At 74.1% G+C, this 21,358-nt stretch carries 20 protein-coding genes and 1 pseudogene; 15 read left to right on the forward strand and 6 right to left on the reverse strand.

From position 1 onward, the window contains the following. Positions 1-486 carry a MarR family winged helix-turn-helix transcriptional regulator gene (locus tag XF36_RS24625; RefSeq protein WP_060713797.1) on the reverse strand — a complete coding sequence of 162 codons (486 nt, stop codon included), beginning with the start codon at positions 484-486 and terminating at the stop codon, positions 1-3. Positions 487-757: 271 nt separating this feature from the next. On the opposite strand from XF36_RS24625, the gene XF36_RS24630 reads away from it, so the two are divergent. From XF36_RS24630 to XF36_RS24685, 12 genes and pseudogenes are all read left to right on the forward strand, one after another. Beyond that, positions 758-1,318, forward strand: a complete 561-nt coding sequence (locus XF36_RS24630) for a cupin domain-containing protein (RefSeq protein WP_145981498.1) — start codon at positions 758-760, stop codon at positions 1,316-1,318. 159 nt (positions 1,319-1,477) lie between these two features. Next, positions 1,478-1,873, forward strand: coding sequence for a hypothetical protein (locus XF36_RS24635; RefSeq protein ID WP_238589008.1), 396 nt, complete (start codon positions 1,478-1,480; stop codon positions 1,871-1,873). An 8-nt stretch (positions 1,874-1,881) separates the two neighbouring features. Beyond that, positions 1,882-2,760 (forward strand): DNA-formamidopyrimidine glycosylase family protein, encoded by an 879-nt coding sequence (locus XF36_RS24640; protein ID WP_060713800.1) that lies wholly within the window; start codon positions 1,882-1,884, stop codon positions 2,758-2,760. 32 nt (positions 2,761-2,792) lie between these two features. Further along, on the forward strand, positions 2,793-4,004 hold the full coding sequence (locus tag XF36_RS24645; RefSeq protein ID WP_226358149.1) for a sensor histidine kinase: 1,212 nt from the start codon (positions 2,793-2,795) through the stop codon (positions 4,002-4,004). Positions 4,005-4,128: 124 nt separating this feature from the next. Next, positions 4,129-5,016: a S49 family peptidase gene (locus XF36_RS24650; protein WP_060713802.1), complete on the forward strand. Its 888-nt coding sequence runs from the start codon at positions 4,129-4,131 to the stop codon at positions 5,014-5,016. 172 nt (positions 5,017-5,188) lie between these two features. Continuing rightward, entirely contained in the window at positions 5,189-6,037 is an 849-nt protein-coding gene (locus XF36_RS24655; RefSeq protein WP_020627059.1) for a LytR/AlgR family response regulator transcription factor, read from the forward strand. Continuing rightward, the gene (locus tag XF36_RS33465) at positions 6,034-8,442 is read left to right on the forward strand and encodes a hypothetical protein (protein ID WP_202968443.1); all 2,409 of its coding nucleotides are present in this window, start codon (positions 6,034-6,036) and stop codon (positions 8,440-8,442) included. The genes XF36_RS24655 and XF36_RS33465 overlap by 4 nt, the downstream gene beginning before the upstream one ends. Then, on the forward strand, positions 8,439-10,196 hold the full coding sequence (locus XF36_RS24665) for a cation acetate symporter (RefSeq protein WP_060713804.1): 1,758 nt from the start codon (positions 8,439-8,441) through the stop codon (positions 10,194-10,196). The genes XF36_RS33465 and XF36_RS24665 overlap by 4 nt, the downstream gene beginning before the upstream one ends. Positions 10,197-10,413: 217 nt before the next feature. Next, complete coding sequence (locus XF36_RS24670; RefSeq protein ID WP_020627290.1) at positions 10,414-10,755, forward strand: DUF485 domain-containing protein; 342 nt, start codon at positions 10,414-10,416, stop codon at positions 10,753-10,755. Then, positions 10,752-12,344, forward strand: a pseudogene (locus tag XF36_RS24675) (cation acetate symporter); the annotation flags it as partial. The gene XF36_RS24670 and the pseudogene XF36_RS24675, both read left to right, overlap by 4 nt. Positions 12,345-12,777: 433 nt before the next feature. Further along, positions 12,778-13,107, forward strand: coding sequence for a rhodanese-like domain-containing protein (locus XF36_RS24680; protein ID WP_020627288.1), 330 nt, complete (start codon positions 12,778-12,780; stop codon positions 13,105-13,107). Between the two features lie 3 nt (positions 13,108-13,110). After that, positions 13,111-14,184 (forward strand): DUF4328 domain-containing protein, encoded by a 1,074-nt coding sequence (locus XF36_RS24685; protein ID WP_060713805.1) that lies wholly within the window; start codon positions 13,111-13,113, stop codon positions 14,182-14,184. 653 nt (positions 14,185-14,837) lie between these two features. Here the strand turns inward: XF36_RS24685 and XF36_RS24695 are convergent. From XF36_RS24695 to XF36_RS24705, 3 genes are all read right to left on the reverse strand, one after another. Then, positions 14,838-15,338: a hypothetical protein gene (locus XF36_RS24695; RefSeq protein WP_349675518.1), complete on the reverse strand. Its 501-nt coding sequence runs from the start codon at positions 15,336-15,338 to the stop codon at positions 14,838-14,840. A 68-nt stretch (positions 15,339-15,406) separates the two neighbouring features. Then, the gene (locus tag XF36_RS24700; protein WP_060713807.1) at positions 15,407-16,108 is read right to left on the reverse strand and encodes a hypothetical protein; all 702 of its coding nucleotides are present in this window, start codon (positions 16,106-16,108) and stop codon (positions 15,407-15,409) included. Positions 16,109-16,303: 195 nt separating this feature from the next. Continuing rightward, positions 16,304-17,539, reverse strand: coding sequence for a cytochrome P450 (locus XF36_RS24705; RefSeq protein WP_060713808.1), 1,236 nt, complete (start codon positions 17,537-17,539; stop codon positions 16,304-16,306). 21 nt (positions 17,540-17,560) lie between these two features. Here XF36_RS24705 and XF36_RS24710 point away from each other — a divergent pair, with 21 nt between their 5' ends. Further along, positions 17,561-18,490, forward strand: a complete 930-nt coding sequence (locus XF36_RS24710; protein WP_060713809.1) for a DUF5926 family protein — start codon at positions 17,561-17,563, stop codon at positions 18,488-18,490. 72 nt (positions 18,491-18,562) lie between these two features. On the opposite strand, the gene XF36_RS24715 is transcribed toward XF36_RS24710, so the two are convergent. Beyond that, complete coding sequence (locus XF36_RS24715) at positions 18,563-19,099, reverse strand: ferritin (RefSeq protein ID WP_060713810.1); 537 nt, start codon at positions 19,097-19,099, stop codon at positions 18,563-18,565. A 107-nt stretch (positions 19,100-19,206) separates the two neighbouring features. Beyond that, positions 19,207-20,040, reverse strand: coding sequence for a CPBP family intramembrane glutamic endopeptidase (locus tag XF36_RS24720; protein WP_060713811.1), 834 nt, complete (start codon positions 20,038-20,040; stop codon positions 19,207-19,209). 333 nt (positions 20,041-20,373) lie between these two features. Between XF36_RS24720 and XF36_RS34555 the strand changes: the two genes are divergently transcribed. Both XF36_RS34555 and XF36_RS24730 read left to right on the forward strand, forming a co-directional pair. Then, positions 20,374-21,036 (forward strand): hypothetical protein, encoded by a 663-nt coding sequence (locus tag XF36_RS34555; protein WP_238589009.1) that lies wholly within the window; start codon positions 20,374-20,376, stop codon positions 21,034-21,036. Beyond that, a complete protein-coding gene (locus tag XF36_RS24730) occupies positions 21,033-21,356 on the forward strand; it encodes a DUF3817 domain-containing protein (RefSeq protein WP_020625020.1) in 324 nt (107 codons plus the stop codon). Before XF36_RS34555 ends, XF36_RS24730 begins: the two co-directional genes overlap by 4 nt. Positions 21,357-21,358: the final 2 nt, after the last annotated feature.

Here is a 21,358-nt window from a genome sequence, read left to right on the forward strand (position 1 = left end):
TCAGGACTCCTGTGCTTCGAAGGTCTGGTAGTCGTCGAGGAAACGGCCGAGCAGGACGGTGAGGGCCTGGCGGTCGTCGGGGTTCCACGCGGCCAGGACGGTGGCGATGACCTCGGCGCGACGACGTCGCTCGGTCTCGATCACCCGGACGCCTTCCGGGGTCGCGGCGAGCAGCGAGGCGCGACCGTCGCCGGGGTCGGCACGGCGCTCGACCAGCCCGGACTTGACCAACGACGACACCTGGCGGCTGATCGTGGAGGGATCGGAGTGGAAGGTGGCGGCGACCTCGCCGGCTCGTTGCGGGCCGACGAAGTGCAGGTGGGTCAGCACGTGGTAGCCGGCCATGTCGACGATCATCTCCGGCCGGTGCCGCTCGGCGGACCGCTTCACCTGGCGGACCAGCAGGAACAGCTCCCGGACGATCGAGTCGGCGAGTTCCAGGTCGGCATCGGCGGGTTCGGCGGCGGCAGCCTGTGCGGTGCTCATCGCGGACCCCCTCTCGGTAGTGCGTGTACCACGCAACTAGTTGACTCGCGCAAGCATGCGCGGATGCGTTGCGCAATGCAAAGTAATCGGCCGTGAGCTGCACCACCTGGCTGCAGAGCGGATCGCAATCACTCCACAGCGGATCCGGCTGGGTCACACGAAGGGGTGGAGCACACCTCCTTCGAGGTGGGACGACCCGGCTGCCGCTGACGTGGTGACGTGCCACTACCGTGCGGTGCACTCACGCATCGCGCCCGGAGGGACACCGCCCGTGCCGCTCGCACGACACCTCGCCGGACCGGCCCTGCTGGTCGTGACCGCCGCCCTGCTGGCGGGGTGCGCCCAGCCGGGGCAGCTCGGCCACGGGTCCGACGCCGCCCCCTCCGACGACGGGACGACGGTGGAGATCGTCCCCGTCGACCCGGGACCGCCACCGACCACTGCGGTGGCCGTGCCGGGGAACGGCGAGCGGCCGGCGCGTCCGATCACCGGTGCGACCGATCCCCAGGGGCGGATCGAACGGCCCGTGGAGATCTCGACCCCGGGCCCCGCGGACATGCTCGTCCGCGAGGAGAGCCTGCTCCCCGGCGAGTCCACCGGCTGGATCCGCCACCCCGGGACGATGCTGACGGCGGTCCGCGGCGGGACGGTCACGGTCGTGCGGGCGGGCCGGTGCGAGCCCCAGACCTTCGGGGCCGGCGAGGCGTTCTTCCTGGGGGACGGCGAGCCGTCGGAGGTCCGCAACGACGGTGGCGTCACCGTCCAGCTCCTGCGCTCGGGCCTGCTCGCCCCCGGCGCCCCCGAACGCGAGCCCGTCCGGCCCGCCTGCTGACCCCCACCACCCGCCCCCACCCACCACCTCGGAGTGGCGGGCGCGTGAGGGCTCGGATCTGTCGGTGCCCTGTGGGAACATCGTCGGTGGTACCGGGGCAGGGGAGCGGACACCTTGACGACGAAGACGGTCATCGCGGCGGACTACCGTGAATGGCAGGTGAGCCGGCGGATCGAGTGGACCACGCCGGCGGTCGGTGACGAGTTCGAGCACGACGTCGACGCGGGCAACGGCGCGGTCGTGCTGATCCTCGGCACGCTGGCGTTCTTCTGGCTGGTCCTCATCGTCTGGGCGCCCGACGGGGTGGTCTTCCCCTGGTTCTACTGGCTCGTCGTCATCGTCGGACTGGGCTTCTTCCCGTTCCGCTGGCTGCTGCGCAGGCCGTTCACGATCACCGCGAAGACCCAGGGCGGCTACGACCTGCCCCCGGAGAAGTGGACGGGCATGGTGCGCGGGCTCGCCACCGCGCGCGAGGAGACCAAGGTGGTCGTGCGCAGCCTGAAGAACCGCTCGACGCCCGGCCACGCGGACAGCCCGCTGCAGCCGATCAACTAGGAGTCGCGGTGCCCGAACTGCCCGAGGTGGAGGCCCTGGCCCACCACCTGCGTGAGCACGCCGTGTACCGCCCGGTGGCCAGGGTGGACCTGGCCTCGATGAGCGCGCTGAAGACGTTCGACCCGCCGGTGTCGGCGCTGGTGGGCAGGGTGGTGACCGGGGCGTCGAGGTTCGGGAAGTTCCTGTCGCTCGACTTCGCCGACCGGCCCGACGCCGGCCCGATGCACCTGGTCACGCACCTGTCCCGGGCCGGCTGGCTGCGCTGGCACACCACCGCGGGCGTCACCCCGCCCAGGCCGGGCCGCGGCCCGTTGCAGCTGCGGGTGCACCTCGACCAGGTCGGCGGGCCGGGCTTCGACCTCACCGAGCAGGGCACCCAGAAGCGGCTCGCCGTGTACCTCGTGGACGACCCGGCGCAGGTCCCTGGCATCGCGAAGCTGGGCCCGGACGCACTGGAGCTGAGCCGGCCGGGCCTCGACGAGCTGCTCGACGGCGACAACCGCAGGCTCAAGACCCTGCTGACCGACCAGTCGACGCTCGCCGGCATCGGTAACGCCTACTCCGACGAGATCCTGCACACCGCGCGCCTGTCGCCCTACGCCACCGCGTCCCGGCTCGACGCCGCCGCCCGGGACACCCTGTTCGAGTCGCTGCACGCCGTGCTGTCCGACGCGGTGTCCCGCTCGGTCGGCCAGGGCGCCGCCGAGCTCAAGGGGGAGAAGCGCTCCGGGCTGCGCGTGCACGCCCGCACCGGGCTGCCCTGCCCGGTCTGCGGCGACACCGTGCGCGAGGTGTCGTTCGCGGAGAGATCATTCCAGTACTGTCCGACCTGTCAGACCGGGGGGAAACCGCTCGCCGACCGCCGCCTGTCCCGGTTGGTGCGCTAGTGGCGGGCGCGGGAACGGGGGTACTCGCAGTCGTGGACGGATCCACCACGCTCACCCCCTCCATGGCGCTGCTGCTCGTGGTGGCGGTCGTCGTCGCCGTCGTCGCGGTGTTCTTCTTCCTGTGGCAGCGCAACCGACGCAACACGATGGTGTCGCCGCTGGCCAAGGCCACGTTCTCCGCGCTGCACACGGTCGCGCTGGCCGCGCCGGTGCTGCGGGAGGGGCTGTCGTCGCGCTCGGCGTCGCAGGCGCTGCCGTACCTGCGTCAGCTGCTGGAGACCACGGCGATGGCGATGACCGACTCGCGTGGCACGGTCCTGGGCTGGGACGGCAGCGCCGACCAGCACCAGCAGGACGTGCAGACGCTCGCGGACACGGTCGTCCGGACCGGCCGCATGGAGCTGATGAGCCACACCGCCATCAAGTGCAACCAGCCGGGCTGCGAGGTGCGCGGGATCGTCGTCGTCCCGCTGGAGAGCGACGGGAACATCATCGGCACGCTGGCCGCGCTCACCCCCTCGACGGCCGGCCCTCCGGTTCTGCGGGCCACCGGCGAGGTCGCGCGCTACGTCTCCAGCCAGCTGGAGCTCGCCGAGCTCGACGACTCCCGCGCCCGGCTCAACCGGGCCGAGGTCCGCGCCCTGCGCGCCCAGATCTCGCCGCACTTCGTCTACAACGCACTGACCACGATCGCCTCGTTCATCCGCACCGACCCGGCCCGGGCCCGCGAGCTGCTCATCGAGTTCGCCGACTTCACCCGCTACTCGTTCCGCTCGGCAGGCGAGTACACGACGCTGCTCGACGAGCTGAACAATATCGAGCGCTACGTGCGGCTGGAGAAGGCCCGCTTCGGCAACCGGCTCAACATCAAGCTCCAGATCGACCAGGAGGTGCAGAACGTCGTCCTGCCCTTCCTCGCGCTGCAGCCCCTGGTGGAGAACGCGGTCCGGCACGGGCTGTCCGGCAAGCCAAACGGCGGCACCGTCACCATCCGCGCGGAGAACGCCGGCTCGGAGTGCGTGATCGTCGTCGAGGACGACGGCGTCGGCATGGACCCGGCCCGGCTCAACGAGGACCTCGACGACGCCCATCTCTCCGGCGCGCACGTCGGCCTCGGCAACGTCGACGACCGCATGCGCTCGGCCTTCGGCGACAACTTCGGCCTCGTCGTCGACACCAACATCGGCGCCGGAATGAAGATCACGCTGCGGGTGCCGAAGTTCCGGGCGGGCATCCGGGCCTGACCCGGGGGCGTCCGTGGGGGCCCTCCGGCGCCTTGCTGGTCCGTACGGGTGAACCAGGCGAGGGCGAGATGTGCCGATCCGGTCACGCCACGTCACCCTGTGCGCGCGCGTACGGTGGGACGGCATGGACGTCCTGCGTATTCCCGCGGCGGTGACCTCGCGTCTGCCCGGCAGACTGGGGGAGTCGGTCGGCCCCCCGGTGGTGTCGGTCGTGCGGCTGCAGGGCGTCATCAGTGCCCAGGCCGCGCCGGTGCCGCGCCAGGTGCTCAGCATCTCCTCGCTGGAGAAGGTGCTGGAGCGGGCCTTCGCGCCCGAGCGGCTCGCCGCCGTCGCCCTGGTGATCAACTCCCCGGGCGGCTCGCCCACCCAGTCCGAGCTGATCGGGAACCGCATCCGCGCACTGGCGGCGGAGAAGGACGTGCCTGTGCTGGCGTTCTGCGAGGACGTCGCCGCGTCCGGCGGCTACTGGCTGGCCTGCGCCGCCGACGAGATCTACGCCTGCTCCACCTCGGTCGTCGGCTCGATCGGTGTGATCAGCGCCGGGTTCGGGCTCGACGGCCTGATCGAGCGGTGGGGCGTGACCCGGCGGCTGCACACCGCAGGCGGGTCGAAGTCGCGGCTGGACCCGTTCCTGCCCGAGCGGCCCGAGGACGTCGCCTGGCTCACCGGCCTGCAGGAACAGCTGCACGAGCGGTTCACCGGATGGGTGCGCGAGCGGCGCGGCGACCGGCTCGCGACCGACACCGAGCTGTTCGACGGCGAGGTGTGGCTGGGCGAGCGGGCCCGCGCGTTGGGCCTGGTGGACGGCATCGGCAGCGCCCACGACGTCCTGACCGAACGCTTCCCCGACGCCGAGCAGCGCCCGGTGGAGCAACGCAGGCCGTTGCTCGCCCGCCTGGGGGCGGGCGGATCCGCGGCCCGGGCCGGCCTCCCCGGCGGTGTCGCGGGGGCCGGGCACGAGCTGCTCTCCGCCCTTGAGACACGGGCGGCGTGGGCCCGTTACGGGCTGTGACACCGGTGACCGTGTGTACCACGGCCGAGCTGCACCCCGTGTCCGGACGGTCACCGATCCGGTTCGTGCCCTGGCATCACGCGCGTCGGCACGTCACCATGGTCGCGGCGCCGGGCGATCATCGAGCGGATGGGCTTCCCGGCGCAGGCTGAGGAAGCAGGATGAGGAGATCGTGGACAGCAACGACACCACTCGCGGACTGGTCGTTCTCGCGGTGGACGACGAGCAGCCCGCGCTCGAGGAGATGGCCTTCCTGCTCGACGAGGACCCGCGCGTCGCGACGGTCCTCAAGGCCGGCGAGTCCACCGAGGCACTGCGCATCCTGAACGGCCGCCGGGCCGGGGCGGCCGCGGGTCCCGGTGCGGGGGGCGGCGCGGACGTCGCCGAGCAGACCGACATCGACGCGGTGTTCCTCGACATCCGCATGCCCGGCCTCGACGGCCTGGAGCTGGCCCGGGTGCTGCAGAACATGGCCGTGCAGCCGGCGATCGTCTTCGTCACCGCGCACGACGACCGTGCGGTCGACGCCTACGACGTGGGTGCCATCGACTACCTGCTGAAGCCGCTGCGCACCGAGCGCCTCTCCGCCGCACTCGACCGGATCCTGTCGACCCGTCGCAGCGGACCGGTCGAGACCGTCCGCGAGGAGAGCGGTGGCGACGACGAGGTCATCCCCGTCGAGCTGGCCGGCACCACGAAGCTGGTACCTCGTTCCGCCGTGCGCTACGTCGAGGCCCAGGGCGACTACGCCCGGCTGCACACCACCGAGGGCAGCCACCTCGTCCGGATCCCGCTGTCGGTGCTCGAGGACCGGTGGCGCGACGCCGGCTTCGTCCGCATCCACCGCTCGTTCCTGGTGGCGCTGCCGCTGGTCACCGAGCTGCGGCTGGCCGGGTCCGGCTACGTCGTGCGCATCGGCTCCGGCCCGGAGACCGCGGAGCTGCCGGTCAGCCGTCGGCACACCCGTGAACTGAAGGACCGCCTCGTCCGCGCGACCAAGCAGGCGTGGAGCCAGAGGTGAACAGGTCCACCGGCGGCGTCTCGCCGTCGGTGCGTCCGCAGTCCGACCGGGCCGCGGACGATCTCGACGGGTCCGACCGACCCGGCACCGGACCCGACGCGACCGTCGCCGGCCCCCTCGCGGACCAGGGCGCCCCCGCCCCCGCGCCCGAGGACCGCCCGGATCCCGCTCGGTCGCGCCCGTACCCGGACGGCGCCGTCGCCGGTCTCGACGCCTGGAACCCGGCGCTCGAACACCGCAACCGCCGGGTCGCCCTCGCACCGGAGCCGGCCGGGAACGCCATCCCGGCCCAGCCGCGCGGCTCCTACGCGTCCGGTCCCCACCCGCGGCCGGCCGACGGGTACGGGCCCGGTGGCGGCCCCGGGCCGCGCCCGGCCCCCCGGCCGACCCCCCGCCCGCGACCGACCGCCACACCGGGATCCGAGGGGGGCGTTCCGCGTGCCACCGGTCCCGCTCCGGCCGCGCCCGGGCCCGCCGGCGGCCCGATCTCCGGCGCCCCGAGGCCCGGCGCCCCGAGGCCAGGCGCCCCGAGGCCAGGCGCTCCGACGCCCGGCGCCTCGACGCCCACGGCCTCGACGTCCAGCGCCTCGTCCTCCGGTGGCGGCGCGCCCCGTGACACCGCTCCCGACGACCGCGTCCCCGGTCACCTGGGCCCGGTCACCCCGGGTCCCGGCAACCCGGGATCCGGCGACCGGACCTCCCGCGACCGGCAGGCGACCGCCGCGACCGGGGGCCGCGCCGCTCGCCGTGCCCGTCGCGCGGCGGAGGAACCCGCCGACGACGGCGGCGCCGGCTGGCTCCAGGCCGAGATCGCCCGTCGCGTCGCGGACCGGGCCGGGGGGACCGGCCGGCACGCCCGCGTCGACCCGTCCGCGACGCCGCACCGGGACCGTGGGCAGAGCGATCCCGACGACGCGCCGGCGCCCTATCCCGACCACGACGACCCGCCCCGCGGCGCCGCCGCTCGTGGCGTCGCGACCGGGGCCGGGACCGCCACGCCGCCTGCCGTACCCACCGCGCCGCTGCCCGCCCCGACCCCACCCGCCCCGAGCCCGCCCGGCGCGACGCCGCACGACACGACGCTGCACGAGGGCGGCTACGCCCCGGACGACCGCGACCCCGAGGACCGTGACCTCGACGCGCGCGAGACCTATGGCCCGCCGGTCCACCCCACCCGCGCCCGCCCGGCTCGGCCGCGCGCCAACCTCGTGCCGGACCCGTACGCACCGGAGGGTGTGCGCCCCGGTCCCGGCTGGCCGCCGGCCCCCGCCGCGACCCCGGCCCCGGACGTCGCCGACAGCGGTGTGCAGACCCCGGCTCCGGACGTCGCCGACAGCGGGAAGCAGTGGCCCCCGACCGGTGGCGGCTCCGGCCTGCCCCAGCGCGTCCCGGGCGCGACGTCGTGGTCGAGCACCTGGTCCCCCGACCGCAGCGCGCTCCTGGCGGGCACCCCCGACACCGCGAGCGCTGCCGACACCGCGAGCGCTGCCGACACGGCGGACCCGCGCGGCACGGCCGGCACCGGGCTCCCGGCCCGCCCCGGCAGCGCGGACGAGCGCGCAGACGGGACCGAGGACGCGACCGTCGCCGCACCGGCCGACCGGCCGGGGCCCGAGGGATCCACCGAGACCCGCCCGGTCCCCACCCGCTGGTCCGCGGCAGGCCGACGCGATCCCGTCGCCCCGATGCCGTACCGCCCGGACCCCGCCGACCGGCTCGGCCCCGCGGCCGGCCGCACCGACCACGGCGACCACGGCACCGACTACCGCACCGACGACGAGCTGGACGACGACGACCTCCCCGACGAGGACGAGCTCGACGAGGAGCTCGACGAGCTGCGCGGCGGCCCCCTCGAACGCACCGAGGTCATCTGGCGCGCCCCCGAGGTCGACGTCGCCCCGGCTCCCGAGCCGTCGGTCGAGCCCGGTCCCCAGCCGTTCGCCCCGGTCGCCGCGGCGCCCTACACCGGCGCCCGCCCACGCCCGTTCTCCGCCGAGCCCACCGACCCGCCCGCGGCGGCCGAGGAGCCCGGCGACGACGAGCTCGGCGCCGGGCGCGTCCGCATCGTGCTCTCCGAGCGCCGCTCGACCGCGCAGTCCTCGCGCGGGCTGTCCGACGTGCAGGACCCGGGCGCCGTCGGCACCCTGCTGCGCAACTCCCTGGTCCGCACCCAGCTGCTGCTCGCGCTGCGGGTCAGCGTCGTCGCGCTGATCGGGCTGGGCGTGCTGCCCGCCCTGTTCATCGCGGTCCCGGTCCTCGGCCAGATCGAGGTGCTGGGCATCCGGCTGCCGTGGCTGCTGCTCGGCGTGCTCGTCTACCCGTTCCTGCTCGGCCTGGGCTGGTGGTACGTGAGCTCCGCGGAGGCGGCGGAGCAGGACTTCGCCGACGACGTGGCCGATCGATGAGCCTGACCGCGATCCTGTCGCTGGTCGCGATCGTCCTGGTGGCGGTCGCGTCCTCCGTGATCGGCTCCATCGCCCACCGGACCAGGCTGACCTCGGACTTCCTCGTCGCGTCCCGGTCGGTGCCGTCGCGGCTCAACGCCGGCGCGATCTCCGGCGAGTACCTGTCCGCGGCCTCGTTCCTCGGCATCGCGGGGCTGATCCTCGTCCAGGGTGTCGACGCGCTCTGGTACGCCGTCGGCTACACCGCCGGTTACCTGTTCCTGCTCCTGTTCGTCGCCGCGCCGCTGCGCCGATCGGGCGCCTACACCGTCCCCGACTTCGCCGACGCCCGGCTCGCCTCGCCGATGCTGCGCAAGGTCTGCGCAGCCGTCGTCATCGTCATCTGCTGGCTCTACCTGCTGCCGCAGCTGCAGGGCGCCGGGCTGACCGTCGGCATCGTCACCGGTCTGCCCGACTGGATCGGCTCCGGTGCGGCCGGGGTGATCGTGGTCGCCACCGTCGCGCTCGGCGGGATGCGCTCGGTGACGTTCGTGCAGGCGTTCCAGTACTGGTTCAAGCTGACCGCGCTCGCCGTGCCGGCCGTGATCGGCCTGGCCGTCTGGCTCGGCGACGGCCACACCTTCGCCCGCGACGAGCCGCCGGAGTTCCGCGAGCCCACGACCGTCTCGGTCGCCACCCCGGTGACGCTCGAGGCGCGGCTGGCCGTCGACGTCGTCGCCCGCGGCACCGTCGACGGGCAGCCGGTCGACGGCCCGCTGCGCTGGGTCGCCGGATCCACCCACGAGGTCACCGCCGGGACCGAGCTGCGGTTCGCCGCGGGCGCCCCGGTGCCGGTCACCCGCGGTGCCCCGACCGACGACGAGAGCTGGCTGCGCCCGTTCGCCGGCTCCGATCAGCACCAGCTGCTCGCGACCTACTCGCTGATCCTCGCCACGTTCCTCGGGACCATGGGCCTGCCGCACGTGCTCGGCCGCTTCTACACCAACTCCGACGGCCGGGCGGCCCGTCGCAGCGCCGTGCTCGTCCTGGCGATGCTGGGCGGCTTCTACGTCCTGGTGACGCTGCTCGGCGTGCTGTCGCGGGTCTACACCCCGCAGCTGCTGGTCACCGGCCGCACCGACGCGGCGGTCCTGCTGCTCCCGACCGCGATCCTGGGCAGCGGGCTGCTCGGCGCGCTGGTGGGCGGCCTCGTCGCGGCGGGGGCGTGGGCCGCGTTCCTGTCGACGGCGTCGGGCCTGCTGGTCAGCCTGGCCAGCGTCGTGTCCACCGACGTGCTGCCCCGGCACGGCCGGATGACCCGGCGCTTCCCGCTGGCGACGGTGCTCGCCGGGGTGCCGCCGACGATCGTCGCACTCGTGCCGACCGGCCTGAACTTCGCTGAGGCCGTCGCGCTGGTGTTCGCCGTCGCCGCGTCCACGTTCTGTCCGCTGCTGGTCCTGGGCATCTGGTGGCGCGGGCTGACCGATGTCGGCGCGATCGCCGGGGTCGTCGTCGGCGGGGTGGTGTCGGCCGGTGCGGTCATCGCGGCACTGGCCGGGGTCGACGTCTCCGGGCTCGGCCCGCCGGCCGACTGGATCGGGGTCCTGTTGTACCGGCCGGCGATCGTCAGTGTGCCGCTGGCGTTCGCGACGATGGCGCTGGTGTCCCGGTTCACCCGGGCGCGCCGCCCCGTCGACGCGGGCCAGGTGCTCCTTCGCCTGCACGCACCCGAACGGCTGGGGCTCATGCGGGACCGATTGGACGACAGGGCCTGACGGGTCTCCGCCGAACGGGTCTACACAGCGTCACCGATCGGACGGGACGGTTCGTCCGGACCGGGGTTCTCGTCGGTATCGGCACGCAACGACGTTCCCCGACGCGATATCCGGTCGTTGTTCCGGGTGAAGTGTGTCCCCCGGGGACGCGCCGCGGTCCCCCGGCCACGACGCGGCCCGGCTCCCCGCAGCACGACCCCCGAAAGGAACCGGCGCCATGAGCAGCCCCGCAGAGCGCTCGGCCGGCACGATCTACCAGCAGGTCCAGGCGAGTCCCGAGTTCCGGGCGTACCGCAGCCGCCTCCGGCGCTACGTGTTCCCGATGACCGCGATCTTCCTCGCCTGGTACCTCGCATACGTCGGTCTCGCCAGCTACGCCCCCGAGTTCATGTCCATCCGGGTCGTCGGCACGATCACGGTCGGGCTACTCGTCGGCCTCGGCCAGTTCGTCTCCACCTTCCTGATCACGACCCTGTACGTCCGGTTCGCCGAGCGTGAGATCGACGGCCCGAGCGCCGAACTGCGCGCCCGGGTCGAGCAGGCGGAGGTACGCGCATGACCACGTTGTCCCTCGCCCAGGCCGAGTCGGTCGGCTCGGTCACGGCGAACCTCGGGTTCTTCCTGCTGTTCGTGATCGTGACCCTGATGATCGTGCTGCGGGTGAGCCGAACCAACGCCACGCGTGCCGACTACTACACCGGTGGGCACGCCTTCACCGGTCCGCAGAACGGTACCGCGATCGCCGGTGACTTCCTGTCCGCGGCGTCGTTCCTCGGCATCGCCGGGGCCATCGCGCTCTACGGCTACGACGGCTTCCTCTACTCCGTCGGCTTCCTCGTCGGCTGGCTGATGGCGCTGCTGCTGGTGGCGGAGCTGCTGCGCAACACCGGCCGCTTCACGATGGGCGACGTCCTGGCGTTCCGGATGCGGCAGCGCCCGGTCCGCGCGGCCGCCGCGACCTCGACGCTGGTCGTCTCGCTCTTCTACCTGATCGCGCAGATGGCCGGGGCCGGCGGGCTGATCTCGCTGCTGCTGCAGATCCCGAAGACCGACAAGCTCTCGCAGGCGCTGGTGATCGTCGTCGTCGGCGGGCTGATGGTCGTCTACGTGCTGTTCGGCGGGATGAAGGGCACCACCTGGGTGCAGATCATCAAGGCCGGTCTGCTGCTCACCGGTGCCGCGGTGCTGACGACCTGGGTGCTCGGCCGCTACGGGTTCAACCTGTCCGCGGTGCTGGAGCAGGCGACGGAGAACTCCGAGCGCGGCGAGGCCATCCTCAACCCCGGTCTCCAGTACACGAACAAGATCGACTTCATCTCGCTCGGCCTGGCCCTCGTGCTGGGCACCGCGGGCCTGCCGCACATCCTGATGCGCTTCTACACCGTGCCCTCGGCCAAGGAGGCCCGCCGCTCGGTGGTCTGGGCGATCTGGCTGATCGGTATCTTCTACCTGTTCACGCTGGTGCTCGGCTACGGCGCGACGGCGCTGCTGCCGCCGGGGACGATCACCCGCGCGAACCAGAACGACGCCGCGCCGCTGCTGGCCTACGCGCTCGGCGGCGAGATCATGCTCGGCCTGATCTCGGCGGTGGCGTTCGCGACGATCCTCGCCGTCGTCGCCGGGCTGACGATCACCGCGTCCGCCTCGTTCGCCCACGACGTCTACGCCAACGTGCTCCGCCGCGGCACCGCCACGCCGGACGCCGAGGTGAAGGTCGCCCGCACGACCGCGCTGGTCATCGGCCTGGTCGCGATCGGCGGCGGGATCGTCGCCAACGGGCAGAACGTCGCGTTCCTGGTGGCGCTGGCGTTCGCCGTCGCCGCGTCGGCGAACCTGCCGACTATCCTGTTCTCGCTGTTCTGGAAGCGGTTCAACACGACCGGCGCGCTGTGCAGCATCTACGGCGGCGTGATCGTCTGCGTCGGCCTCATCGTGATCTCCCCGGCCGTGTCCGGGTCCCCGACCTCGATGGTGCCGAACGTGGACTTCGCGTTCTTCCCGCTGTCCAACCCCGGCCTGGTGTCGATCCCGGTGTCGTTCGCGCTGGGCGTCATCGGCACCTTCCTCGGCGGCCGCGAGCGCTTCAACGCCGCCCGCTTCGCCGAGATGGAGGTCCGCTCGCTCACCGGTGCCGGTGCGGTCCGCGCGACCACCGCGCCCAAGGAGGCGCCGAGGCCGACCGCGGTCCCCGCCGAGGACCTCATCGGCATCCCGCGGCGCGAGACCGAGGGCTCCGGTCGGCACCGCTCGCAGCCGCGTCCGCAGCCCCGGCCGAACCCGGGGCAGCGGCCGCAGACCAGCCGCCAGGCCGGCGAGCTGTTCGGCAACACCGGTCTGACCGGTGTCCAGCCCGTGGTCGGCGCCGACGGACGTCCGGACCGGTACGGGACGGGCCGCCCGCCGGGACCGCAGGGCACCGGCGGGTACCGGCCCGCGCAGGCCACCGGCGGGTACCGGGCCGTGCAGCCGCCGCTGGACCCGAACGAGGTGACGATCCCGCACGGGTCGCTCTACCGCGACGACGGCCGCTGAGCCACGCCGCTCACGGCGGGTTGACGGGGTGGCGTGGCAGGATGGCGCCATGTCCGACCCGGTTCCCGCCGTGAGCGTGTCCGCTCTCCCCGCCGACGCCCCGATGCTGGACGTCCGCGAGCTCGACGAGTGGACCGCCGGGCACGCCCCGCACGCCCGTCACCTGCCGATGTCCGAGCTGGCCGCCCGGATGGGCGAGGTCCCCACCGACGACCCGCTCTACGTCGTCTGCCGCTCCGGCGGCCGTTCGGCCCGGGTCGTCGCCTACCTGACCCAGCAGGGCTTCCCGGCGGTGAACGTCGAGGGCGGCATGCAGGACTGGGCCGCCCAGGGCCGCACGATCGTGACCGACGACGGCAGCGCCCCCCGGATCGCCTGACCCGTGTCCGCGCCGGCGCCCCGACGGCCGGGCCCGCCGTGCCCACGCTGCGGCCGGACGGCTCCCCCCGGTGGGGGCGCGTTCTGCCCGTGGTGCGGCCGCTACCTGGCCGCCCTCGACTGGGTCGCGACGACGCCCGGTGGCCCGGCCGCCGAGCCCGCCGCCCGTCGGGAGCGCTACACCGGTCCGCCCCGGTACCGCACCGTCCCGCGCTGGGGCCTCCCGGTGGGGCCCTGGCGGATCGCGCCGGTACCCGGCGAGGGACCGCTCCGGCCGGTCGACCGGGCCCGCGCGCTGGCCGCGCAGCTCGTACCCGTGCTGTGGGTGGTCGTCGTCGTGTCGGGGATCGCCGCCGTCGCCGAGGTGTGGCGGTACGTGCTCCTGCTGTTCAGCCGGTCCGACGCGTTGTCCCCGGAGGCCGTCGGCGTCTCCGACGCGCTGGTGTGGTTCGGCGGCTGGTCCTCGGTGGTGGCGACGATCGCCGCCGGGGTGCTGATGATCTCGTGGAGCCTGTGGACCTACCGGGCGGCCGCGGACCGTGCGGGGACGCGCGCCTGGCGGAGCCGCCGGTGGGTCGTCGCGGGCTGGGTGGTGCCCGGCTGGAACCTGGTCGCGCCCGGTTCGCTGCTGGCCGAGACCGAGCACACCGCACTGGACCTGCCACCGGAACGGCGGCCGTCGCCGTCGCGGGAGCTGCTGGTCTGGTGGGCGCTGTGGGCGGCGTGCGTCGTGCTCGGCGCGGTGGTCCTGGTCTGGCGGTTCCGCACCGGCACGCAGGCGCTGGCCGACGGGGTCGTCCTGCACGCCTGGGCCGACGTGCTCGCTGCGGTCACGGCGTGGCGCACGATCCGGGTCGTCCGCATGCTCACCGCTCTGCTGGAGACGCGGCCGCAGGGTCCCCGGCAGCTGCTGGTGTCGGTGCCGGCGGGAACGGCGGGCGCGGCGACGGCGGGCGCGGCGACGGCGGGCGCGGCAACGGTGGGCGCGGCGACGGCGGTCCCGATTGGGACGGCGGCCCCGCAGGCAGTGCCGACGGCGGCATCGGGCCCGACCGCGGCGGTGGACCCGGCGGGCTGAACCCGGGCGGGCTCGGCGGGCCGAACCCGGAGGGGCCCGGCGGGCTGAACCCGGGCGGACCCGACGCCGGAGCGGCCTCCGGCCGGCCCGCAGGCGTGGTCGGCGGGACCGGTGCCGAGTGGTCCGGCACCGGCGCGGAGGTGGTCGGCGTGGCCGCCCAGCCCGCGGATCCGGGACGGACCGCCGTCGACGGGCCCGCAGTCAGCGCCGCATCGGAGACCTCCTCCAGCAGCTTGCGCACCCGCCGCACGGCCCGGTCCGGGCCGCGCACGACCACCGACAGGGCCAGCCGCCCGCCGTGCGGGTCGGCGACGGTCCGCAGCACGTGCCGGTCCGGGCCCGCCTCCAGGACGAGCCCGAGCCGCCCGCCCGCGTTCGGGGCGAGGGCCAGCGCGATCCGGACGAGCTCGGCGTGCGCCGCACCGCGAACCTCGTCGCGGTGGTCGTGAGCCGCGGGGACACCCCGGCCCGTCCGCCCGACGGCGGTGTCGGGCCCGCAGACGTCCAGCACCATTCCGCTGTCCACGTCGAGCAGGGCCGCCGAGCGGATCCGCGGGTCGAAGAACAGCGGGCCCAGCACGGCGGCCAGCCCGTCGGTGCGCACGGCGACGGCGTGCCGGTGACGTCCCATGGGAGGCGTGGTCGCGGGGGCCTCAGCGCTGCTGGGCGGGGAAGAACGCCTGGCCCTGCGGCTGCGGCGCCCCGGCCTGCGGCGAGGTCATCGCGAACTGCTGCTCGATGACGCGCAGGTCGCGGCGGGCCATCGCCAGGTTGGCCTGGGCACGGTTGAGCACGAGGTAGAAGAACAGCTGCTCGTCGGTGCCGCGGATGATCCGGATCAGGTGGTACTGGGTGTCGAGGGTGATCAGGATGTCCTCGATGTTCTCGCGCAGACCCAGCTTCTGCATCACCTCGAGCTTCGTGCGGACGACCTCGGAGTTCCCGGGCGCGGCGACGTCGAGGTCGAACTCGGGGCTTCCCCCGCGCGATCCCAGCGTCATCCCGCTCTCGAAGTCGACGATCGCGACCGCGAACGCGCCCTTGATGTTGGCGGCCATGTCGAGGGAACGATCGATGTTGTTCATGTCAGGAGCCTTCCGCGCGGCAATCGCCGCGACGATCTCGGGGAGTCTGCGCCGCGATCCGTTCCGCATTTCACGAAGAATGATCTCGGATCTTTCCGGCGCCGGGGCCGACAACGATAACGCGCAATTCCGGAGCGTCAACACCCCGACGCCGACGACGGGTCCAGCCGGCGCAGTGCGGCGAGGATCCGGGACATGGTGCCCAGGTCGTCGGCCCACCTGCCGCCCTCGGGGGTGGCTCCGGCGTGCGCGTCGTCACCGTCGGCCGTGGCGGGGGGATCTGCCGCGTCGGAGGGCTCGGCGGGTCCGGGCGCGCGCCGGGGGAGCGGGACGGCCGGCGCCGGGGTGCGCTCGGCGTCCGGCACCGGCGAGGGCGACGGCACCGCGATCGTCGCCGGTGGGGTGTCCACCTGCCCGGGAGGTGACGTGGCGGGGGTGACCGGCCGGACCCGCATCACCGGGCGGGTCGCGACCGGCGCCCCGATGGGGGCCGTGACCTGCTGATCAGTCGATGTCGGTGTCGCTTCCGGGGTTCGTGCCGGTGTCGCGCCGGCCGGACGCAGGGCCCGGCGGGCCAGCGCGACCGGGCTGCCGGACCGGTCGAGGTGGGCGTAGGCGAGCAGCGGGGCAGCGCCGTCGCGGGGCAGCGCCCGCAGGAGGTGGTGGTCGCCCTCCCGGGTGGTGACCACCGCGTCCTCGAACACCGGTCCCGGTCCGCCGACCTGCGCGGCGCCCCAGTCGAGCACCTCCGCGAGGCCGGGCACGGCCCGCTGGCCCGCGTCCGCGACGAACTCCCCTGTGGCGGGGTCGGCGACGCAGGCGTAGCCCGTCCCCGGCACGCCGAGAACGGTGCGCAGAAGTTCTGACCACGATTCCATCGCCGACGATTCCACCACGTCCTCGGGTTGTCGTCGACGGCGGTGCGCGTCTTCTCCGATGCACCTTCCCGGCCGTGATTGCGTGGCGCCGTCGACAACGATCCGACGGCTTCCGGGAATGGACCGTTCGGCTCTCACATTGTTACGACATTCGGTTCACCGGGTGCTGCCCGTGGTCAGTCGCAGCTCCGCCCAGCCGCGCATGACGAACCGCGGGCGCCGGACCGGCTCGCCGTCGACGGCGGCGTCGGGCAGGCGTTCCAGCAGCGCGCGCAGCACCTCGGCGATCTCCAGCCGGGCCAGTGGGGCACCCAGGCAGTAGTGCACCCCGGCCCCGAAGCCCAGGTGGGGGTTGGGGGAACGGCCGACGTCGAGGCGGTCGGCGTCGTCGCCGAAGACCGAGGGGTCGCGCCCGGCCGCGCCGAGCAGCGTCGCGATCCGGGTGCCCGCCGGAACCACGTGGCCGGCGATCGTGGTGTCGACGACGGCGGTCCGCTCGAACAGCTGCAGCGGGGCGTCGAAGCGGATCAGCTCCTCGACGGCCGTTCCGACCAGTCCGGGGTCGTCGAGCAGTCGTCGCCACTGGTCCGGGTGCCGGAGCAGGGCGTGCACGCCGTTCCCGACGACGTTGACCGTCGCCTCGTGGCCGGCCATCAGGAGCAGCACCGCGGTGCCGACCAGTTCGTCCTCGTCGAGCCGGGTCCGGTCACCGGTCTCGTCGTCACGCACGGCCAGCAGGTCGGCGAGCAGGTCGCGGCGACCGGCCGGGTCGGTGGCGATCCGCCCGGAGCGGCGCTCCCCGACCAGCTCCCGCAGCAGGGCCGTGAAGTCGGCCGACGCCTGCTCGGCCGCGCGCCGGCCGTCGTCGCCGGGGTCGGGTTCGTACATCCGCACGATCGCGTCGGACCAGTCCCGCAGCGGCGTCCGGCGGTCCTCCGGCACACCGAGCAGGTCGGCGAGCACGGCCACCGGCAGCGGGGCGGCGACGAGCTCGACCAGGTCGGCGGGGGCGCCGTCACGGACGCGGGCGACCAGGTCGTCGACCAGGGCGCCGGCCCGCGCCCGCACCAGCGGGGCCAGCCGCTCGGTGTGGCCGCGGGCGAACGCCGAGGCCACCAGGCGTCGCAGCCGGGTGTGCGGCTCGCCCTCCCGCTCCAGCAGCGAGTTGCGGTGCAGCAGGTTGAACGCGGCCAGCTCGGCCGCGGGCTCGGCGTCGGACCAGATCCGGCCCAGCCCGCGGTCGCGCAGGACGGCCGAACAGGCCGCGTGCGTCACCGCGACCGGAACGCCCAGACCGGGGTGGTCGTGGACCGGTCCGGCGGCGCGCAGGGCCGCGTAGGTGGGGTAGGGGTCGGCGAGGAAACCGGGGTCGGCCGGATCGAAGACATGCACGACCCGCTACCTTGCCCGGCGATGGGTAAGAAGACGCGCAACCGTGCCAGCACCGCCGACGCGGGGGACAACCCCCGCCGGCCGTGCCCCTGCGGCTCCGGCAAGCGGTACAAGGCCTGCCACGGCGCCGGTGACGACGTGATCGTCATCCGGCCGTTCGAGGGCCTCGCGGCGGAGCCCGACCTCGTCGCCATGCGGGAGTTCCTCCCGTCGGCGACGGCGCCCCTCCCGGTCCGTTCCGGCGGGCCGGTCACGCTGGCCTCGGTGCTGCCGGGCGCGTCCGCCGCGATCGTGCGCGACAACGGCGAGGTCCTGCTCGGCATGCAGGTCCAGACCCGCTCCGGTGACCTCTCGGCCGACCTGGCCGGGGCGCTCGCCTGGGCGCGCTCGGCCGAGCCGGGATCGTCGCTGCCGGTCGTCGGCGCCGGGCGTCACACCGGTGAGAGGCTGCAGGACGTGCTGGAGCCCGGCACGCCGCTGGAGCCGACGGTGCACGCCGACTTCGCGTGGTGGCTGCCGTCGGAGAGCCCTGACCCCGAGGCTCAGGCGATGCTGGAGCGCGCCAACTCGGTGGTCATGCCGACCGAGGCGGTCACCGCCGACGGCGTGCGTGGCGCGTACTGGGTCGACACCGGCTCGAAGGCGCACGTGCGCTGGGTGCGGACCGAGGACGAGACGACCCTGATGGCGGCGCTGGCACGGCTGTCCGGCGAGGGCGGCCTGGAGCTGGGCGAGGGTTCCCGCTACGCCGGGTCGTTCCGGGCGCACGGGCTGCTCGTCCCGGTCTGGGACGTCGACCGGGAGATGCACTCCTCGGAGTGGGCGGGTCCCGCCGCGGAGTTCGCGAAGCGACTCGACGAGGCGGTGGCCGGGCTGGACGCCACGCCGCTCACCGAGTCCGAGCACCGGGCGCGCGACGTGCTCGCGGGCAAGCAGATCACCCTGCGGTAGTCGCACGGACGCTCCGGCGCCCCGCTGCTCGGGGGGCCGCCGGAGCGGCGCTGCGGACCGACGGACGGGCGCTTACAGGGCGCCGCCGGCGACCGGCGGGGTGGCCGGGTCGCCGCCCCCGCCGTTCGTCATCTCGCGGGCGACGAAGTCCTCCACGTGGAAGAGGTCGTCCCCGGCGCGACGGACGATGGTGAGCAGCGTCGTCATCGAGGCGACCTCCTCGACCTGCTCCTTGAGGAACCACTGAAGGAACTGCTCGCCGAGGTAGTCGCCCTCGTCGCGGGCGGTACGGGCCAGCGTGGTGATCTGCTCGGTGACCTGCTTCTCCTGGGTCAGCGCGAGCGAGACGAGCTCCTCGACGGAGGAGAACCCGTTCTGCACCTCACCGACCGACGGGATGGTCGGGGTGAGGTCGTTGTCCATCTGGAACTGGACCATCATCAGCGCGTGGTTGCGCTCCTCGAGCGACTGCGCGTAGAAGTGCGCGGCGAGCTGCGGGAGGTCGGCGTCGTCGAGCCAGACGGCGATGGCGAGGTACTGCTGGCTCGCGGTGAACTCGCTGCGGACCTGGTCGCGCAGCAGGGCGTGGAACTTCGATTCGTCGGTCATGACATCCAGGTTACCGACCGCCGGCGTTTCCTGGAACGGCTCCAGAAAGGGCGTCCGTCTCAGTTGGACAGGGTCACCTCTCCCCTGCTGAGGGCCGCTTTCCCGGATCAGAACGGGAGGACGCCACCCAGCAGTGCGTACCCCACGAACGCCACGACGTCGATCAACAGATGGGCGCCGACGAGCGGCCACAGCCGGTTCGTCCGCTGCCAGTAGCGGGCGAACACCAGGCCCATGACGAGGTTGCCGACGAACGCGCCGATCCCCTGGTACAGGTGGTAGCACCCGCGCAGGACGGCGGCCGCGAACGCCGAGCGGTTCTCCGACCAGCCGAGCCGCCGCAGCCGGGTGAGCAGGTAGCCGATCATGACGACCTCCTCCGCCCAGGAGTTCGCCGCCGCGGACAGCACCAGCACCGGGATCCGCCACCACTGGTCGGCCAGCGTGCTGGGCGCGACGTCCGGGGTGATCCCGGCGAGCCGTCCGACCAGGTAGAGCCCCAGCCCGGGGATGCCGATCAACGCGGCGAGGCCTGCGGAGTGCGTCGCGTCGCGCCACGGCCGCCGCCCGTCGAGCCCGACCCGGCCCAGCGCGATGCCCGCCCGCAGCAGCAGGTACGCGGCCAGCGCGCCCCATCCGGCCAGCTGCAGCGCGCGGACCAGCTGGACCGCGAGGTCGATCCACGCGTCGGTGGACGCCGGCGCGTTCAGGGTGACCTGCTGGTCGGCGAGCGGGGCGGGGTTCAGGAGGGCCTCGAGCAGCGACAGCGCGCTGCGCACCGCGGACAGGCCCAGCGTCACGGTCAGGACGACGGCGATCTCCAGCCCGATCAGCCGTCGCTCGCGGGGGTCGGTGGCGACGCCGGGGAAGGACGGGGGTGCCGGGCTCAGCCAGTCCCGCAGGGGCCCACGCGGTCGTGCCGGGGCCGGTCCGCTCGTCATGGGGCGATCATCGCACCGGGTGCCGGACGGCTCCGCGGGCCGAGCCGTAGGGCGGCGGTCGGTTCGTGCCGCAGCCCGGCGATGCACCGTGCGCGCGGTGATCGATGGCCCGTGATCCACTCCGCGCGCGGTGATCCGTTGTCCGCGCGTGTCCGGACGCGCGCGAGCCGCGGATCACTGCGCCCCCTGCGGATCACTGCGCGCTCTGCGGATCACCGCGGGCTGCGGATCAGCGCGCGGGCCGGGGACCGCGGGCGGGCGGTGGGCGGCGTGACCGGGCGCTCGTCGGGGCCCGGCCGTGGCCACGCCGGGGTGCGTACCCTGGTCCGCGTGATGCGGCTGCTGCTGTCCCCGAGGTGGATGGTCTGGCACGTCCTCACACTCGGCGCGATGGTCACCTGCACCTGGCTGGCCATCTGGCAGTGGGGACGAGCGGGATCGGCGATGGGCTCGGCCCTCAACGTGGGCTACGGCCTGCAGTGGCCGCTGTTCGCCGTCTTCTTCGGCGTCATGTGGTGGCGCTTCCTGAGCATGGAGATCGCCGACCTGCGCGCGGCGGAGGTGGCCGGCACCTCCGGCGACTCCGCCGGGGCGATGGACACGGATTCGCCGACCGTGCCGGCGCAGCAGGCCGCCGGCGCGGCCCCGTCGCCGGTCGCCGGGACCACCCCCTCCGCGCTCACGACGACGGCCAGGACAACGGCCGCGCCGATGCCTGCCGCGCCGACGGCCACGACACCGGCCGCGCCGACAGCCACCACACCGGCCACCACGCCCGCCGCGCCGACGGCTACGACCCCCGACGGGACGATCCCCGACGGGACGACGGCCGCCCCCACGCCGGCCGGGACGACGGCCACCCCGGCCGGGCCGTCGCCGTTCACGTCCCGCCCGGCGAACGCCGTCCCGCCCCGCAGCACCGACCCGCAGCTGCGGGCCTACAACGAGGAGCTGGCCCGCCTGGCGGTCCGGCACCGGGAGGAGTCCACCCCGTGACCGTCGCGACCGCCCTGAAGGCCTACCGGATCTCCGCCTGGGTCACCGGCGTCGGCCTGCTGCTGCTGACCTTCTACGCGATGCCGGCGAAGTACCTGTTCGGCGACCCGCGCCCGGTCGCGCTGATCGGGATGGTGCACGGCTTCCTGTACATGATCTACATCGTGTGCACGCTGATCCTCGCCGAGCGCTGCCGCTGGAAGCCGGTGTTCGCCGTCGTCATCCTGGCCGCGGGCACGATCCCGGTCGCCTCGTTCGTCGCCGAGCGCAAGGTGACCCGGAAGGTGCAGGCCGAGCACCTGGCACCCGCCGGGCCCTGAGT

It is taken from the genome of Pseudonocardia sp. HH130629-09, from assembly GCF_001294645.1.
In the GTDB taxonomy this organism is placed as follows: domain Bacteria; phylum Actinomycetota; class Actinomycetes; order Mycobacteriales; family Pseudonocardiaceae; genus Pseudonocardia.

Excerpts from the sequence above, each read along its gene's own strand:
- XF36_RS24715 (WP_060713810.1), bottom strand. The coding sequence starts at position 19,099 with ATGACCGACGAATCGAAGTTCCACGCCCTGCTGCGCGACCAGGTCCGC.
- XF36_RS24695 (WP_349675518.1), bottom strand. The coding sequence starts at position 15,338 with ATGCGGAACGGATCGCGGCGCAGACTCCCCGAGATCGTCGCGGCGATT.
- XF36_RS24720 (WP_060713811.1), bottom strand. The coding sequence starts at position 20,040 with ATGACGAGCGGACCGGCCCCGGCACGACCGCGTGGGCCCCTGCGGGAC.
- XF36_RS24670 (WP_020627290.1), top strand. The coding sequence starts at position 10,414 with ATGAGCAGCCCCGCAGAGCGCTCGGCCGGCACGATCTACCAGCAGGTC.
- XF36_RS24665 (WP_060713804.1), top strand. The coding sequence starts at position 8,439 with ATGAGCCTGACCGCGATCCTGTCGCTGGTCGCGATCGTCCTGGTGGCG.
- XF36_RS24650 (WP_060713802.1), top strand. The coding sequence starts at position 4,129 with ATGGACGTCCTGCGTATTCCCGCGGCGGTGACCTCGCGTCTGCCCGGC.
- XF36_RS24680 (WP_020627288.1), top strand. The coding sequence starts at position 12,778 with ATGTCCGACCCGGTTCCCGCCGTGAGCGTGTCCGCTCTCCCCGCCGAC.
- XF36_RS34555 (WP_238589009.1), top strand. The coding sequence starts at position 20,374 with ATGCGGCTGCTGCTGTCCCCGAGGTGGATGGTCTGGCACGTCCTCACA.
- XF36_RS24625 (WP_060713797.1), bottom strand. The coding sequence starts at position 486 with ATGAGCACCGCACAGGCTGCCGCCGCCGAACCCGCCGATGCCGACCTG.
- XF36_RS24710 (WP_060713809.1), top strand. The coding sequence starts at position 17,561 with ATGGGTAAGAAGACGCGCAACCGTGCCAGCACCGCCGACGCGGGGGAC.